Origin of the sequence: Massilia eburnea (genome assembly GCF_009720745.1) — a bacterium.
Taxonomy (GTDB): domain Bacteria; phylum Pseudomonadota; class Gammaproteobacteria; order Burkholderiales; family Burkholderiaceae_D; genus Rugamonas; species Rugamonas eburnea.
Map to the genome: position 1 here is coordinate 326,280 of NZ_WNKX01000002.1, position 14,230 is coordinate 340,509.

Genomic DNA, 14,230 nt, shown 5'->3' on the forward strand with positions numbered 1-14,230 from the left:
CATTGTAGCGCCAGCGGCTATCAGATCGCGATGCGCACCCCTGCTTCACGCCGCGCGGCGGGCCGGATGTTGTATTTCTTCAATATCTCCTGGTGCAGGCCGGCCAGCGCGTTGAGCTTGGTGTTGGCCGGATCGAGGCGGCGCACGGTGGCCACCAGCGCCAGCACATTGCGGCCGAGCTTATCGTCCCAGCCTTCGTTTTCCAGGCATTTCAGGATTGCCACCGCGGCGTTGAAGGCGACCTGCGCGTTGTCGGGCAGCTTGGCAACCGCTTCCAGCATCAAGTCCACCGCGCCGCGGAAGTCGCCCTGTTTTGCCAGCGCGGCGCCGGCCGCCACCATCTCGCCCACTTCGTTGCGGCTCTCGTCGGCCAGGCGCTGCGCCAGCTCGGCGCGGCCGCTCTGCGCCATCATGCGCATGGCGCGCGCCATGGCGCCAGGGGTGGCCGAATTGCGCATGACGTCGCGCATGACTTCGGTTGCCTGCTCTTCCCTGCCGACGTCCAGGCAGGTGCGCGCCAGCTCCATCTTCATCTCGTTCGACAAGCCAATGGCCTCGCGCACGCCTTGCAAGGCCGAGTCGATCGACGCATTCATGCGCGCTGTATTGCCGGTGAATTCGTGCAGCGCGGCCGAGGCGATTGCGCTGCAGACTTCGGTATTGGGGGCGCCTGCCAGGGTCTTGTCCAGGTCGCGGATCACGGCTGCCGCCTGCACCGGATCGCCCTTCTTGACCAAGGTTTGCGCCAGCTTGGCGTGGTCTTCCGGCGTGCGGAATTCCGAATAGCGGGTCTTGCTCACCACCTGCTTCAGGGCACGCTCGGCCCCGTCGACGTCGCCCGCTTCCAGTGCCACCTCGCCCAGCCGGCGCAAGCGGCGCACCGCATGCGGCGACAGCTCGACAGCGTTGGCCAGCACGGCTTCCGCTGCCGCCAGGTCGCCCTTCGCTTCATGGGTGCGCGCCAGCCAGTCGTAGGCGTCAAGGAAGCGGCTGTTCTTGCCCAGCAAGTCTTCCAGCATGTCGCGCGCCTCGTCGTAACGGCCGCGCAGATAGAGGGTCTTGGCCTGGCCCAGGCGCGCCCAGTGCACCTGGCGGCTTTCCCACAGCTCGGCATAGATGGGCTCGGCCAACTCCGGCTCACCGGCCTGGATGTGCAGCTCGGCGCGCTGCCGGCGGAACTCCAGGGCAAAGCGCGGCTGCGCTGCTTCCCCCTCTTCGCATGCTTCGATCGCGGCCCGCAGATCACCCATTTCGACCAGCTGTTGCACCGGCAGCATGGCGTTGCGGCGGTCGACCGCACGCCAGATGCGTTCCAGCATGGCATCGGCGGCAAAAGGCTTGAGGATGTAATCGTTCGGCATCAGCTCGGCCGCGCTGACGACTTTACTGAACTGGCCCTCGCCGGTCACCATGAAGAACATGGTCGAGGAAGTGATCAGGCGGTGGTGGCGCAAGTCTTCCAGCATCTGCTGGCCGTCCTGGCCGCCTTCCAGCGCGTACTCGCAAAGGACCAGGTCGAAAATCCGGTGTTCCAGGGCGCGGATCGCCTGGTTGGAGCTGGCGGCATCTTCAATCCGCTCCAGGCCGCACAGGCTCAGCATATTGTGCAGGCTGGCGCGCATGCTGGGATTGGGCTCGATGACCAGCGCTGTCAGGCCCTTCAGTTCATTCATGGCTTTCGGCGTAGGACTAGGGCTGTCCTTATTCTATTACGCGCCGTGTTTTTTGGTGAGAATGCACATGGCAGCGCGGCGCGGCTGCCATGCTGCGATTCCTTACGCGCTATGGCCCAGGCCTGGATTGCGTTCCACCACATCGTTCAGGGCCGCCACCACTTCCGGATCAAACTGGGTGCCCGAACGATCGCGGATATACGTCATGACTTCCGGATAGGGCCAAGGCTCCTTGTAGGGGCGTTCATGCAGCAGGGAATCGAACACGTCGACCACGGCCACGATGCGCGCCGAGAGCGGGATCTGCCTGCCCTTCAGCTGGTTCGGATAGCCGCCGCCATCCCAATGCTCATGGTGGCCGCCGGCGATTTCCGCGCCATAGGTCAGGTAGCTGACACCATCGACCATATTGGCCGCGCGCTCCAGCACGCTGCGCCCGACGGCGGCGTGGGTTTGCATCAGTGCCCGCTCGTCATCGGTATGCGGGCCCGGCTTGAGCAGGATATGGTCGGGCGTGGCCACCTTGCCCACGTCATGCAGGATGGAGGCCAGGCCGATCATATCGACCAGCTGCGGCGTCAGTTCATCGTCATAGACACCGCGTTCCTTCATGCGCGCAGCGATGGCGGAAGACAGCTGCTGCACGCGGCGCACATGGCCGCCGGTGCAGCCGTCGCGGAATTCCGCCAGGTCGGCCAGGGCCACCACGGTCGCTTCCTGCGCCTTGCGCAGCTGGCCGAACATGTACAGGTTGTCGAATGCAGCGGCAATACGCTCGCAGAACACTTCCAGCAGGTCGCGCTGGATCTGGGCCAGGGGCCATGGCGGCGTGACGGAAATCAGCACGTCGCGGTTTTCCTGGGTATGGATGTAGAGCACATTGGCCGGATGATCGAACTGGCTCTTCCGCTCCTGGAAAGCCTTGCGGATGGTCGGCCACAGCGGATGGTTGTCCGGCATGCGCTCGCTTTCGGCGAGCGGCGCGTAACCGCCGGTGGCGGCCACCACGGTGGTATCGCCGGTATCGACTTGCATCAGGCATAGCACGCCGTCCGCCCCCACGTCGAGGATGGCGGAGACCTGGTTCAGCACGCCGGAAGCAAATTCACGCAGGGAATGGATCTGGTACAGGTTGGTCGCGCCGGCCAGGATCTTGCCAAGGCCAATGCGCGAACGCTCCAGCATGTTCAGGCTCTCGTAGGCGCGCAGGGCCGAGATCACGGTGGTGAACAGCTTTTGCGTGGTGAGTTCAGTCTTGGCCTTGTAATCGTTGATGTCGTATTCGATGATCACACGCTGCTCGGGCGCCTGGCCCGGCTGGCCGGTGCGCAGCACGACGCGCACGATGGAATTGTGCAGTTCTTCGCGGATACGGCGCGCCAGCAGCAGGCCGGCATCGTCGGTCTCCATCACCACGTCCAGCAGGACCAGGGCGATGTCAGGCGTATCGCGCAGGATTTCAAACGCCTCGCGGCCGCTGTAAGCCGAGAACAGCTCCAGTTCCCGTCCTTTGAAGCTGACGTTGCGCAGCGCCAGGCGGGTGACCGCATGCACGTCCTGGTCATCATCCACAATCAGCACGCGCCACAGGCGCTGTTCAGGGGATCCGGCCGATGTTGGCTGCTTATCTTCTTCGTCTTCTTCGAGCAGCCAGTTATCATCGACGGCTTGGGGGTCCGCCATGAAATCTCCTTGAATTAATTGCGCTAATCTTTACATCCAGCATAATCAGATTTGACTAAGCTAGCAATTAAAAATTACCCCCTCGTAAATCACTTTGCACTCTGATACGCTTTGACAACACAGATTTTGCTAAAGGAAAAAACCATGCAAGTTACTGCGCAAGAAGACGCGAGCCAAGGCAAGGAATTCCTGGCATTCAAGCTGGGGGCCGAGGAATACGGCATTGATATTTTAAAAGTGCAGGAAATCCGCGGCTACGAAGCGGTAACCCGGATTGCCAACGCGCCCGAGTTCATCAAAGGCGTGATCAACTTGCGCGGCATCATCATTCCCGTGGTGGACATGCGCATCAAGTTCAAGCTGGGCGAGCCGGTGTACGACCAGTTCACCGTAGTGATCATCCTCAACATCAATGGCCGCGTGGTGGGCATGGTTGTCGATTCGGTGTCCGACGTGACGACGCTCACGCCCGAGCAAATCAAGCCCGCTCCCGACATGGGCACCGCCTTCAGTTCCGAATACATGATCGGCCTTGGCACGATCGACGAACGCATGCTGATCCTGGTGGACATCTACCGCCTGATGGCCAGCCCGGAAATGGGCCTGAGCGAAACCCTCGCCGCCGGCGCAGCGTAAAAAAGGGGACGTAACACTTTATTTGAAAAAGGGGTACGTCCCCTTTTTCAACCGGCTTTGCTGCGCGAGCAACCGTTCTGGCCGGGGCCGAGGTTCAGGTTCTGGTAGCGGATTTCGTATTTGCCGTTGGATAACTGGTCGACTACCAGCTTGTCGTGCGGCTGCACGTAGGCGTAGCGTACGTTGGAGCGGCGCTCCAGGTCGTACACCTTGATGAAGACCGGCGAGGCGTTGGAACTGTTGTCCAGCGTGAGCTGCATGTCTTCACCTTTGTTGCCGACGGGGAATCCTTCCACATAGCCGGACTGCGCCGGCCAGGGCTCGCCGTTGGGTGCTACCGGCGGGGCGACGTCGGCTTCGCAGTCGACGGCGGCACTGGGCAGCACCACCTGGGACAGGGCCAGCACCTTGATCGGCGGGGCCGCAGCGGCGGATACCGATGGTTCCGGCGAGTACGGTTTGGCGACGGCCCAGCCATCGTCCGGGGTGACTTTTTCCACGCGCGGGGGGTGGATTTTCGGGGTGGCGGAGGCGGTGGCCGTCAGTTCGGCGGGCGGCTTGCCGCCCCAGGCGCCGGCCAGGACGCTGGACATGGCGCGCGGTTCGGTCACCGTCAGCACGCCGCCCAGCCAGCCGGCAGCGGCGGCACCGCCTACCGTGCCCCAGAAGCGCCAGGACTTCAGGACCCGGCGCCGGCGCGGCAGGTCGAGCTGGTCCGACCAGCCCGGCTCATGGGCCGGCTCATGCCTGGTGCTTTCCAGCCACTCGATTTCGAATTCTTCCTGGGTGATCCACTCATCGTGCTCCTTGCGCCGTTGCGGATCGGACAGCGTGCCATAGGCCGTGTTGACGATCGCCATGATGCGGGCCGCCTTTTCATCCCCCGGATTCTTATCAGGATGATATTTCTGGCTCAGGGCCTTGTAAGCAGCACGTATAACTTCCTGTGGCGCGCCACGCGCTACCTTCAGGTTGTCATAGTGAGTATGTATCTTTCCCATCTCTCAATCATATTACAAACGGTGGCTGCGGTCGCTACGCAGCAGCTGCCCCGGCAGTTCGACGCCATGGCCGATCACCAGCACCTTGAACAATTCTCCCATTTCCGCTGGAGAAAGCAATTTCTGCAGCGCGTTGGCGTGCGGCAGGTAATGCAGGGCGTCAGCGGGGTCGAAGCGCTGCATCAGTTCGCCGATGCCAGCGCCGATCAGGAAGCCGGCCTGGCTGTTGTAGGCCATGACTTGCGCGCCTGCCTCCTGGGCAGCGAGCGCCATGGCCGTGAAGTCGACGTGGGCGGTGATGTCCTGCAGGCCGGGCAGGTAGAACGGTTCGGCATGGGCATGGTGGCGGTAGTGGCACATCAGGGTGCCGGTGGCGCGGTCGCCCAGGTAGAACTCGCGCGCCGGGAAACCGTAGTCGAACAGGAAGGCGGCGCCCTGCCCCTTCGCCAGCATCGCGGCCAGGGTGGCCATGAAACCGCAGCCGGCGCCATGCACTTCGGTCACATAGCCGACCGGCAGGGAGTCGGCGTCGGGAATCTGGCGCTCGATCTGCGCCCGCAGGGCGGCATCGGCGGCGCTTGGGCGCCAGGCGAAACCGGCGTCGGAAGCGGCCACGTGCAGCGATTGCCAGCCCTCTTCAGTCAGGGTGACCACGTCCACCGGCATCGCGTCTAGGACTTCATTGCCGAAGACGGCGCCTGCAAACGATTCCGGCAGCGCGTCCAGCCAGCGTACTTGCGGGAAATCGCGCAGCAGCTCCTGCTGGCGGGCGCGCAGTTCGCCGGACAGTTCGACGATGGCGTAGCTCTCCACAGTAATGCCGGCCGCCGCCGCTTCGGTCAGGATGTCCTTGGCCAGCTTGCCCGTGCCGGCGCCGAATTCAAGGATGTGCGGCGCGCTTTGGTCCATAATAGCGGCTGCGACATGCGCCAGCGTCTGCCCGAACAGGGCGCTCAGCTCCGGTGCGGTTGTAAAATCGCCATCCTTGCCCAGCTTGGCGGCGCCGCCGCTGTAATAGCCCAGGCCCGGCGCATACAGCGCCAGTTCCATGAAGCGGGAGAACGGGATGGCGCCGCCTTGCCGTGTCATGTCATCGGCAATCAGGCGCTGCAAGGCTTGGGACGCGGCCAGCGCGTCGGGGGAAGGTGCTGGTAAAGACATGCCGGCATTGTAGCGGTTCAGCGCTGCCCGGCGCCATTTTGCGCAATTTGACTATGACCAATTCTGAAGAAAACCCGCGCGTGGCCCTGGTGACCGGCGCCGGACGCCGCCTGGGACGCGAAATCGCGCTGGGCCTGGCGCGCGCCGGCTGGGATATCGCCGTCCACTACCGCAACTCGCACGACGAGGCGCGCCATGTGGCGCAGGAGATCGCCGCCCTTGGCCGCCGCGCCATCACGCTGCAATGCGAGCTGTCCGACGAGGAAGCGGTGCGCGGCCTGCTGCCCGCTGCACTGAAGGCGCTGGACCGCGTCGACTGCGTGGTGAATAACGCCTCCCTGTTCGATTACGATACGGACCTGGATTTCAGCCACGCCCGTCTTGACGCCCATATGCACGCCAACGTGGCGGCGCCGATCCAGCTCGCGCGGGCCCTGTACGACGCCACGCCGGAAGGCGGCCAGGCCGTGGTTGTGAACCTGCTGGACCAGAAGCTTTATAATCTCAACCCTGATTTCCTGTCCTACACCCTGTCCAAGGCGGCGCTGGAAGCGGCCAACACCATGCTGGCCCAGTCGCTGGCGCCCAAGGTAAGGGTAGTGGGCGTGGCGCCCGGCATCACCATGGTGTCCGGCGACCAGAGCGAGGAAGGCTTCGAGAAAGCGCACACCCAGACGCCGCTGGGCCGCTCCAGCACTCCCGAGGACATTGCTGCCGCCGTGGTATATGCGGCGGGCGCGCGGGCGATGACCGGCACGACCCTGCTGGTCGATGGCGGCCAGCACCTGCTGCCATCGCCGCGCGACGTGATGTTCCTGGCCAAATGAATATTTTTGAAAGATTAGCACCATGCTGTCCGCCCTGATTCACCCGCAACTGCAAGACTGCCGCCGGCTGTTCCTGCGCAACTATGAAGTGCTGATCAATATCGGCGTGCACGATTTCGAGAAGAAGGGCGAACAGCGCGTCCTGATCAACGTTGACCTGTACATCCCGCTGGCCGTGTCGACGCCGAAGGCCGACGAGCTGCACGAAGTGGTCGACTACGACTTCATGCGCGAGACCATCGCCCGCCGCATGGCGGAGGGCCACGTGCACTTGCAGGAAACCCTGGTCGACGACGTGGTGCAGGCCATGCTGGCCCACCCGAGCGTGCGCGCAGCGCGCGTATCGACCATGAAGCCTGACGTGTACCCCGATTGCGAGGGCGTGGGCGTGGAAGTATTCCGTATCAAGGACGCAGAATGAACGCAGTAGTGGACACCAAGGCCGAAGACAAGGTCGCCTACGAGAACAACAAGCTGCACAAGCGCCTGTGCCGCCTGGTGGGCCAGGCCATCGGCGACTTCAATATGATCGAAGACGGCGACAAGGTAATGGTCTGCCTGTCCGGCGGCAAGGACTCCTATGCCCTGCTGGATATTTTGATGACGCTGCGCGAGCGCGCGCCGATCAACTTCGAGATCGTGGCCGTCAACCTGGACCAGAAGCAGCCGAACTTCCCGGCCGACGTGCTGCCGGCCTACCTGGAAAAACTGGGCGTGCCGTTCCATATCGAGAACCAGGACACCTACTCGATCGTCAAGCGCCTGATCCCGGAAGGCAAAACCACCTGCTCCCTGTGCTCGCGCCTGCGCCGAGGCATCCTGTACCGCGTGGCCGATGAACTGGGCTGCAACAAGATCGCCCTGGGCCACCACCGCGACGACATCCTCGAGACCTTCTTCCTCAACATGTTCTTCGGCGGGAAGATCAAGGGCATGCCGGCCAAGCTGGTGTCCGACGACGGCAAGCATATGGTGATCCGCCCGCTGGCCTATGTGAAGGAAGAAGACACCGAGCGCTATGCCGCCGTGAAAAACTTCCCGATCATCCCGTGCGATCTGTGCGGCTCGCAGGAAAACCTGCAGCGCAAGCAGATCAAGGCCATGCTGCGCGAATGGGAGAAGAAGCATCCGGGCCGCGTGGAGAACACCTTCTCCGCCCTGTCCACCGTGGTGCCATCGCACCTGATGGACCGCGAGCTGTTCGGCTTCACCGACCTCAAGACCGACGGCATCGCGAACCCGCTGGGCGATATCGCCTTCGACGAGGAGCCTTGCTCCACGCCTGCTCCTTCGACGATCCCTCTCGTCAATTTGCAATAAAAGCAACTTCTCGGGGTAGAATAGGTCCCTTCTTTTTTCATCGAAGGGATCTCCCGATGCAGCGTTTCCTTGGCCTGTGCGCCGCTTTCCTGATGCTGTGTGTTTCGCCTCTCGTGCATGCGGAGGAGCAGCCCGGCCTTGCCGTGGCGGTGGATGTGCACCATGTAGCGAAAGACTTGTGGCGCGTGGATTACCGGTTTGCGCAGCCTGTTACGGCGGTCAAGCTTCATTCCATTGGCAAGTTCCGGCAGCAGGAGTGGAAGGTGCTCACGCCCGGCATGCGCATGACATCCGATCCGGACTCCGATGTCATCGCATCGAAGGGCAAGCCATTCAAGACGGCCAGCGTGCAGATCAGGACTTTCGATGGCTGGTCGCCCAAGGAGTATGTCTCCTTCAACCGCTTCGGCGATGGCGGAACGTCGGTCTACCTGGGCCACCTGCAAGGCGATGTCGAGCAGGGCAAAAAGACGCTCGCCATGCGCACCGATATCAAGCTGTTTGGCCTGGCGCAGGAAAACGTGATTGCTCCGCCGGCTAACCGGCTCGAGCCCGGTGGAGCGCGTGGCTATGCCTACTTTGGACCGTCGCAGGCGGTGCCGGCAGGCGCTGTGAAAATCCTGATTGATCCACGAACCCCGCAGTGGCTGCGCGAAACGATCCTCGATGCCGGCGCAAAGACCGCTTCCTACTATGAGAAAGCCTATCAGCGGGACTTAAAAGACGAGCTGCTGATCATGGTCTCGGTGGACAATTTCGAGTCGTCGGGTTTCTCGATGAAGGGGGGCGCCATCTTGGGCCAGGGGCAGGTTTCCTACAGGCTGGAAGGCAAGCAGGTGCTGCTCGATCATCCGAAACTGCGCGCGATCGCGGCACTGAACGTGGCACACGAGATGGCACACGTCTGGCAAATGGCGGTCGCCCAAGGCGGCATGCGCGGCGACCAGGATCCATGGATCCACGAAGGCGGTGCGGAGGCAATGGCACTCGATGCCTTGCTCCAGACCGGCGTGTACAGCGAAGAGCTGGTGAAGGCCTACCGCGCGAAGCAGGCCGCCACCTGCGAAAAACTAGGCGGCGCTGTCGATACCTACGACGGCATTTATGCCTGCGGCCTGATGCGCTTCGACAAGCTGGGCGTCGGTATCGTCCCACTTTGGCGCTCGATGATGCTGGCGACCGAAGTGAAAGGCGACCCCTATTCCCAGCAGATGATCGACGCTATCGTTTCGGCGATGTAGCCGCCGCTTCGGCGCGCGAGAAAGAATACGGCGCATCGGCCGGCGCAATGCCGCGCTGCTGGTTCGGTTGCGCCGACATCTCGACGTCGAAGGTAGCGCCGCGCTGGATTTCATCGTGGCCCAGCCAGTTGCGCTGGATTGCGCGGCCATTCAGTTTGGCGGAGCGGATGTAGCGCTTGCCGGCGTCATTGCCAGGCGCGTTGATGCGCAGCTGCTTGCCGTTCTCCAGGTGCACGGTGGCGTGCTGGAACAGCGGGGCGCCCACCACGTATTGGCCGACGGCCGGCGTCACCGGATAGAAGCCAAGGGCGGAGAACACATACCAGGCCGACGTCTGGCCGTTGTCCTCATCTCCGCAGTAGCCGTCCGGCGTGGCCTTGTACAAGCGGTTCAGCGTTTCGCGGATCCAGTACTGCGACTTCCATGGCGCGCCGGCGTAGTTATACAGGTAGAGCATGTGCTGGATCGGCTGGTTGCCGTGGGCGTACTGGCCCATGTTCGCCACCTGCATTTCGCGGATTTCGTGGATCACCGAGCCGTAGTAGCTGTCGTCGAACGTTGGCGGCATGCTCATCACGGTATCGAGCTTGTCGACAAAGGCGGCGCGGCCGCCCATCAGGTTCACCAGGCCGTCAATGTCGTGGAAGACGGACCAGGTATAGTGCAAGCTGTTCCCTTCGGTGAAGGCGTCGCCCCATTTGACCGGGTTGAATGGCGCCTGGAAGCTGCCGTCCTTGTTACGGCCACGCATCAGGCGCGTTTCCGGATCAAACAGCTTCTTGTAATTCATGGCGCGCTGGGCGTAGATGCCGATTTCCGATTCCGGCTTTCCGAGCGCCTTGCCCAATTGGTAGATCGCGAAATCGTCATAGGCGTATTCCAGCGTACGGGCGGCGTTCTCATTGATCTTGACGTCGAAAGGAACATAGCCAAGTTCGTTGTAGTACTTCACCCCGGCGCGGCCGACGGCGGACATGGGTCCTTCGTTGTCGGCGCCGTGCTTGAGCGCTTGCCACAAGGTTTCGATATCGGGGCTGCGGCTGCCTTTGATCCAGGCGTCAGCCACCACGGAAGCCGAATTGTTGCCGACCATGATGTCGGCGTAACCAGGGCTGGACCACTCCGGCAGCCAGCCGCCTTCGCGGTACGCATTGGCCAGGCCGGCCTGCATCTCGCGGTTGATCGATGGGTAAACCAGGTTCAGGAACGGGTACAGCGCGCGGAACGTATCCCAGAAACCGGTACCGCCATACAGGTAGCCGGGCAGCACCTTGCCGTTGTAAGGGCTCCAGTGCACCGGCTGGCCGGCGGCATCGACTTCATACAGCTTGTTCGGGAACTGCACCATGCGATACAGGCTGGAATAGAAGGTGCGCATCTGGTCGATGGTGCCCCCCTCCACTTCCACCTTCGACAAGGCGTTGTTCCAGGCGGCTTTGGCGCGGGCGCGGGTGGTGTCGAAATCGTCCTGCGCCAGTTCGCGCTGCAGGTTCAATTCGGCCTGCTCGGCGCTGATGAAGGACGAGGCGACCTTCATGTGCACCTGCTCGCCGCGCTTGGTCTTGAAGCCGACGATGGCGCCGCTATGCTGGCTTTCCATTTCCAATGCGCCCTCAACCAGCTCCTTGTCGCGCCATACATCGGTGGAGGTGAATGCCTTGTCGAATACCATGACGAAGTAAAGGCGGAAATTGGATGGCAGCGGACCGCGCGCATAGCGCGTGCTGTAGCCGACCACCTTGCGCTGCCCGGGAATGATCTTGACGTACGAGCCTTTGTCGAAGGCATCGACCACCACGTAGCTCTTGTCCGATTCCGGGAAGGTGAAGCGGAATTGCGCGGCGCGCTCGGTCGGCGTCAGTTCGGCCGTAACGTCGGAATCGGCCAGGTAGACGCTGTAGTAATACGGCTTCGAGGTCTCGGCCTTGTGCGAGAACCAGCTGGCGCGCTCGTCTTCCGTGAAGCGTTTGCCGCCGGTCACCGGCATGACGGAGAACTGGCCGTAGTCGTTCATCCATGGCGAAGGCTGGTGCGTTTGCTTCAAGCCGCGCATCTTGTCGGCGTCGTACTGGTAAGCCCAGCCATTGCCCATTTTGCCGGTCTGCGGCGTCCACAGGTTCATGCCCCAGGGGACGGTGACCGCCGGGTAGGTATTCCCGTTCGACATTTCCGGCTTGCTGGCCGTGCCCATGAGCGGGTTGACCCATTCCACCGGGTCGCTTACCTTGCCAACGAATTGTGCTGTGGCCGGGGCCGACGCGCTGGCGAAGGCGAATCCAAAGGCAAATGCGAGAGTCTTCATTGCTGGTATCCAGTCTGGCTGTATGGGCGGGCGCTGATTTCACGGCCCCATTCCTTGTTTGGTGCGGCCTGCATGCGGAACGTCAGTTCACCGCCGGCCATGATGTCTTCGTGGCGCAGGAAGCTGTGCGCCAGCGGCTTGCCGTTCAGCGTGACGCTGCCGACGTAGGCGTTGGCGGCGCTCAGGCCTTCTGCCCTGATCGTGAAGCGCTTGCCGTTCGGAAGGTTCAGCACGGCCTTGTCGACGAAGGGGCGGCCAATCACATACTCGTTGCTGCCCGGCGCCACCGGGTAGAAGCCCAGCGCGGTGAAGGTCAGCCAGGCCGACATCTGGCCCAGGTCGTCGTTGCCGGACAGGCCGTCAGGCTTGTTATGGTATTGGCTCGGAACGATCTGCGCCAGGCGCGCCTGCGTCTTCCACGGCGCGCCTGCATAGTTGTACAGGTAGGCCACGTGGTGCGAAGGCTCGTTGCCGTGGGCGTAATGGCCGATCAGGCCGGAGATGTCTTCCATATGCGCGTAGACGTTTTCGTCGACCTTGGCGTCGAACACCTGGTCGATCTTCGACTGCAGGCCGGCGTCGCCGCCCAGCATGCCGACCAGGCCCGCGTTATCGTGCGGCATGTACCAGGAATACTGCCAGGCGCTGCCCTCGGTGTAGTCGCTGCCGAAGTTGGACTGCACCGGATTGAATGGCTCGCGGAATTCGCCAGTCGATTTGCGCGCGCGGACGAAGCCGGTCTTGATGTCGAACACATTGCGGTAATTCTGCGCCCGCTTGTAGAAGCGTGCGGCGATGTCCTTCTTGCCCATCTTCTCCGCCATGCGCGCGATGGTCCAGTCGTCGAAGGCATATTCCACGGTCTTGGAGGCGGCTTCCGGCTCGAGGTCGATCGGCACGTAGCCGAGCTTCATGTAGTGCTCAAGGCCGCCGTAGGGGCCGTATTCCGCACTGGCGACCATGGCGGCCAGCGCCTCGTCTGGGTTGATGCCTTTGATGCCCTTCATGTAGGCGTCGGCGATGACCGGCACCGCGTGGTAGCCGATCATGCACCAGGTCTCCAGGCCGTGGAATGCCCATACCGGCAGGATGCCGTGAGGGCTATGCTGGCGCGAGGCGACAAGGGAATTCACGAAATCGGCGTTGCGCTGCTCCGGCTGCACCAGCGTCAGCAGAGGATGCAGGGCGCGGTAGGTGTCCCACAGCGAATACGTCGAGTGGTAGCGGAAGCCCTTGGCCTGATGCACCTGGTTGTCCGGGCCGCGGTATTGGCCGTCGCGGTCCATGAACAGGCTTGGCGCCAGCATGGCGTGGTACAGGCTCGTATAAACCATGGTGCGCATATCGGCCGGCGCATCGATCGCGACGGCGGAAAGCGCCTCATTCCATGCGGCGCCGGCGCGCTGGCGCTCGGCGTCGAAATCCCAGCCCGGCATTTCTTCCAGGTTGGCGAGCGCGCCGTCTTCGCTGACGGCGGACAGCGCAACCTTCACCAGCAAGGTGCCGTCGTCCGGCGTGCCGAAGTCCAAGGCTGCCACCAGGGCCTTGCCTTCCACCTGGGCCTTGTCGGCCGCCGACTTGCCCGGGCCGGCGAAGCCCTTGTACTCAACGCCCTCTTCGCGGTTGAGCAGCGCGCGGCCCGCCATCGGGCGCGAGAACTTCATCGCGAAGTAGACCTGGCGGCCGGGCGCCCAGCCGCGCGTGATGCGCATGCCGGTGATGGTGCTGTTGTCGCGCACGCGCAGCGAGGACCACAGGTTCTTGCCGGCGTAATCGTAGATACTCTGGCGCAGGTCGAGAATGACCTTGGCGCCGGCCCCTTTGGCATAGCGATAGCGGTGCAGGCCAACGCGTTCGCTGGCGGTCAGTTCAACGTCGACGTCGTGGTCTTGCAGGCGCACCGCGTAGTAGCCCGGCTCCGCGCGTTCATCCTCATGGCGGAAGCGGGAACGGTAGCCGCTGAAGGGCCGCTCGGGGTAGCCTGGCTCCAGCTTGGTGTCGCCGGAATACGGCATCAGCAGGATATCGCCCAGGTCGGAGTGGCCGGCGCCGGAGAAGTGCGTATGGGAGAAGCCGAGGATGGAATTGTCCTCGTAGCGGTAGCCGGCCGCCCATGGGTAGCTTTGGCGGAAATGGCGCACCTGGGTGTCCGGACTCAGTTGCACCATGCCGAAGGGACGCGTGGCCCCGGGGAAAGTATGGCCATCGCCGCCGGTGCCGATAAACACGTTGACGGCGGCGGCCGGGGTGCCGGGTGCGGCGGCCTGCGCGGCGCCGCCGGCGGCGGCCAGCAGCGCGGCGGTGCACAGCGCCACGAAAGGTCGAATAGCCATGCTGTCTCCTTTTATAGTGCTGCTTTTATAGCGCTACTGCATTTTCCCCCGCA

Annotated in this window: 11 protein-coding genes; 5 read left to right on the forward strand and 6 right to left on the reverse strand. The window is 63.0% G+C overall.

What is annotated here, in order from left to right:
- Positions 1-20 precede the first annotated feature (20 nt).
- Together GM658_RS04015 and GM658_RS04020 are read right to left on the reverse strand one after the other, a co-directional pair.
- The gene (locus GM658_RS04015) at positions 21-1,673 is read right to left on the reverse strand and encodes a tetratricopeptide repeat-containing response regulator (RefSeq protein ID WP_155452701.1); all 1,653 of its coding nucleotides are present in this window, start codon (positions 1,671-1,673) and stop codon (positions 21-23) included.
- Between the two features lie 102 nt (positions 1,674-1,775).
- Positions 1,776-3,356, reverse strand: coding sequence for a DUF3369 domain-containing protein (locus GM658_RS04020; RefSeq protein WP_155452702.1), 1,581 nt, complete (start codon positions 3,354-3,356; stop codon positions 1,776-1,778).
- Positions 3,357-3,500: 144 nt separating this feature from the next.
- Between GM658_RS04020 and GM658_RS04025 the strand changes: the two genes are divergently transcribed.
- Positions 3,501-3,992: a chemotaxis protein CheW gene (locus GM658_RS04025; protein ID WP_155452703.1), complete on the forward strand. Its 492-nt coding sequence runs from the start codon at positions 3,501-3,503 to the stop codon at positions 3,990-3,992.
- A 47-nt stretch (positions 3,993-4,039) separates the two neighbouring features.
- On the opposite strand, the gene GM658_RS04030 is transcribed toward GM658_RS04025, so the two are convergent.
- Together GM658_RS04030 and GM658_RS04035 are read right to left on the reverse strand one after the other, a co-directional pair.
- Positions 4,040-4,993, reverse strand: a complete 954-nt coding sequence (locus tag GM658_RS04030; RefSeq protein WP_155452704.1) for a J domain-containing protein — start codon at positions 4,991-4,993, stop codon at positions 4,040-4,042.
- A gap of 12 nt (positions 4,994-5,005) precedes the next feature.
- Complete coding sequence (locus GM658_RS04035; RefSeq protein WP_155452705.1) at positions 5,006-6,154, reverse strand: class I SAM-dependent methyltransferase; 1,149 nt, start codon at positions 6,152-6,154, stop codon at positions 5,006-5,008.
- A gap of 53 nt (positions 6,155-6,207) precedes the next feature.
- Between GM658_RS04035 and GM658_RS04040 the strand changes: the two genes are divergently transcribed.
- From GM658_RS04040 to GM658_RS04055, 4 genes are read left to right on the forward strand one after another with little or no spacing between them, the layout of a single operon-like run.
- A complete protein-coding gene (locus tag GM658_RS04040) occupies positions 6,208-6,981 on the forward strand; it encodes an SDR family oxidoreductase (protein ID WP_155452706.1) in 774 nt (257 codons plus the stop codon).
- Positions 6,982-7,003: 22 nt separating this feature from the next.
- Positions 7,004-7,402, forward strand: coding sequence for a dihydroneopterin aldolase (locus tag GM658_RS04045; RefSeq protein ID WP_155452707.1), 399 nt, complete (start codon positions 7,004-7,006; stop codon positions 7,400-7,402).
- The gene (gene ttcA, locus GM658_RS04050; protein WP_155452708.1) at positions 7,399-8,301 is read left to right on the forward strand and encodes a tRNA 2-thiocytidine(32) synthetase TtcA; all 903 of its coding nucleotides are present in this window, start codon (positions 7,399-7,401) and stop codon (positions 8,299-8,301) included. The genes GM658_RS04045 and ttcA overlap by 4 nt, the downstream gene beginning before the upstream one ends.
- A 56-nt stretch (positions 8,302-8,357) precedes the next feature.
- On the forward strand, positions 8,358-9,542 hold the full coding sequence (locus GM658_RS04055) for a hypothetical protein (RefSeq protein ID WP_155452709.1): 1,185 nt from the start codon (positions 8,358-8,360) through the stop codon (positions 9,540-9,542).
- Here GM658_RS04055 and GM658_RS04060 read toward each other — a convergent pair.
- Both GM658_RS04060 and GM658_RS04065 read right to left on the reverse strand, forming a co-directional pair.
- Positions 9,523-11,844, reverse strand: coding sequence for a GH92 family glycosyl hydrolase (locus GM658_RS04060; RefSeq protein ID WP_155452710.1), 2,322 nt, complete (start codon positions 11,842-11,844; stop codon positions 9,523-9,525). The two genes, GM658_RS04055 and GM658_RS04060, sit on opposite strands and share 20 nt — an antisense overlap.
- The gene (locus tag GM658_RS04065) at positions 11,841-14,177 is read right to left on the reverse strand and encodes a GH92 family glycosyl hydrolase (protein WP_155452711.1); all 2,337 of its coding nucleotides are present in this window, start codon (positions 14,175-14,177) and stop codon (positions 11,841-11,843) included. The genes GM658_RS04060 and GM658_RS04065 overlap by 4 nt, the downstream gene beginning before the upstream one ends.
- Positions 14,178-14,230 lie beyond the last annotated feature (53 nt).

Excerpts from the sequence above, each read along its gene's own strand:
- GM658_RS04055 (WP_155452709.1), top strand. The coding sequence starts at position 8,358 with ATGCAGCGTTTCCTTGGCCTGTGCGCCGCTTTCCTGATGCTGTGTGTT.
- ttcA (WP_155452708.1), top strand. The coding sequence starts at position 7,399 with ATGAACGCAGTAGTGGACACCAAGGCCGAAGACAAGGTCGCCTACGAG.
- GM658_RS04030 (WP_155452704.1), bottom strand. The coding sequence starts at position 4,993 with ATGGGAAAGATACATACTCACTATGACAACCTGAAGGTAGCGCGTGGC.
- GM658_RS04065 (WP_155452711.1), bottom strand. The coding sequence starts at position 14,177 with ATGGCTATTCGACCTTTCGTGGCGCTGTGCACCGCCGCGCTGCTGGCC.
- GM658_RS04015 (WP_155452701.1), bottom strand. The coding sequence starts at position 1,673 with ATGAATGAACTGAAGGGCCTGACAGCGCTGGTCATCGAGCCCAATCCC.
- GM658_RS04025 (WP_155452703.1), top strand. The coding sequence starts at position 3,501 with ATGCAAGTTACTGCGCAAGAAGACGCGAGCCAAGGCAAGGAATTCCTG.
- GM658_RS04040 (WP_155452706.1), top strand. The coding sequence starts at position 6,208 with ATGACCAATTCTGAAGAAAACCCGCGCGTGGCCCTGGTGACCGGCGCC.
- GM658_RS04020 (WP_155452702.1), bottom strand. The coding sequence starts at position 3,356 with ATGGCGGACCCCCAAGCCGTCGATGATAACTGGCTGCTCGAAGAAGAC.
- GM658_RS04035 (WP_155452705.1), bottom strand. The coding sequence starts at position 6,154 with ATGTCTTTACCAGCACCTTCCCCCGACGCGCTGGCCGCGTCCCAAGCC.
- GM658_RS04060 (WP_155452710.1), bottom strand. The coding sequence starts at position 11,844 with ATGAAGACTCTCGCATTTGCCTTTGGATTCGCCTTCGCCAGCGCGTCG.
- GM658_RS04045 (WP_155452707.1), top strand. The coding sequence starts at position 7,004 with ATGCTGTCCGCCCTGATTCACCCGCAACTGCAAGACTGCCGCCGGCTG.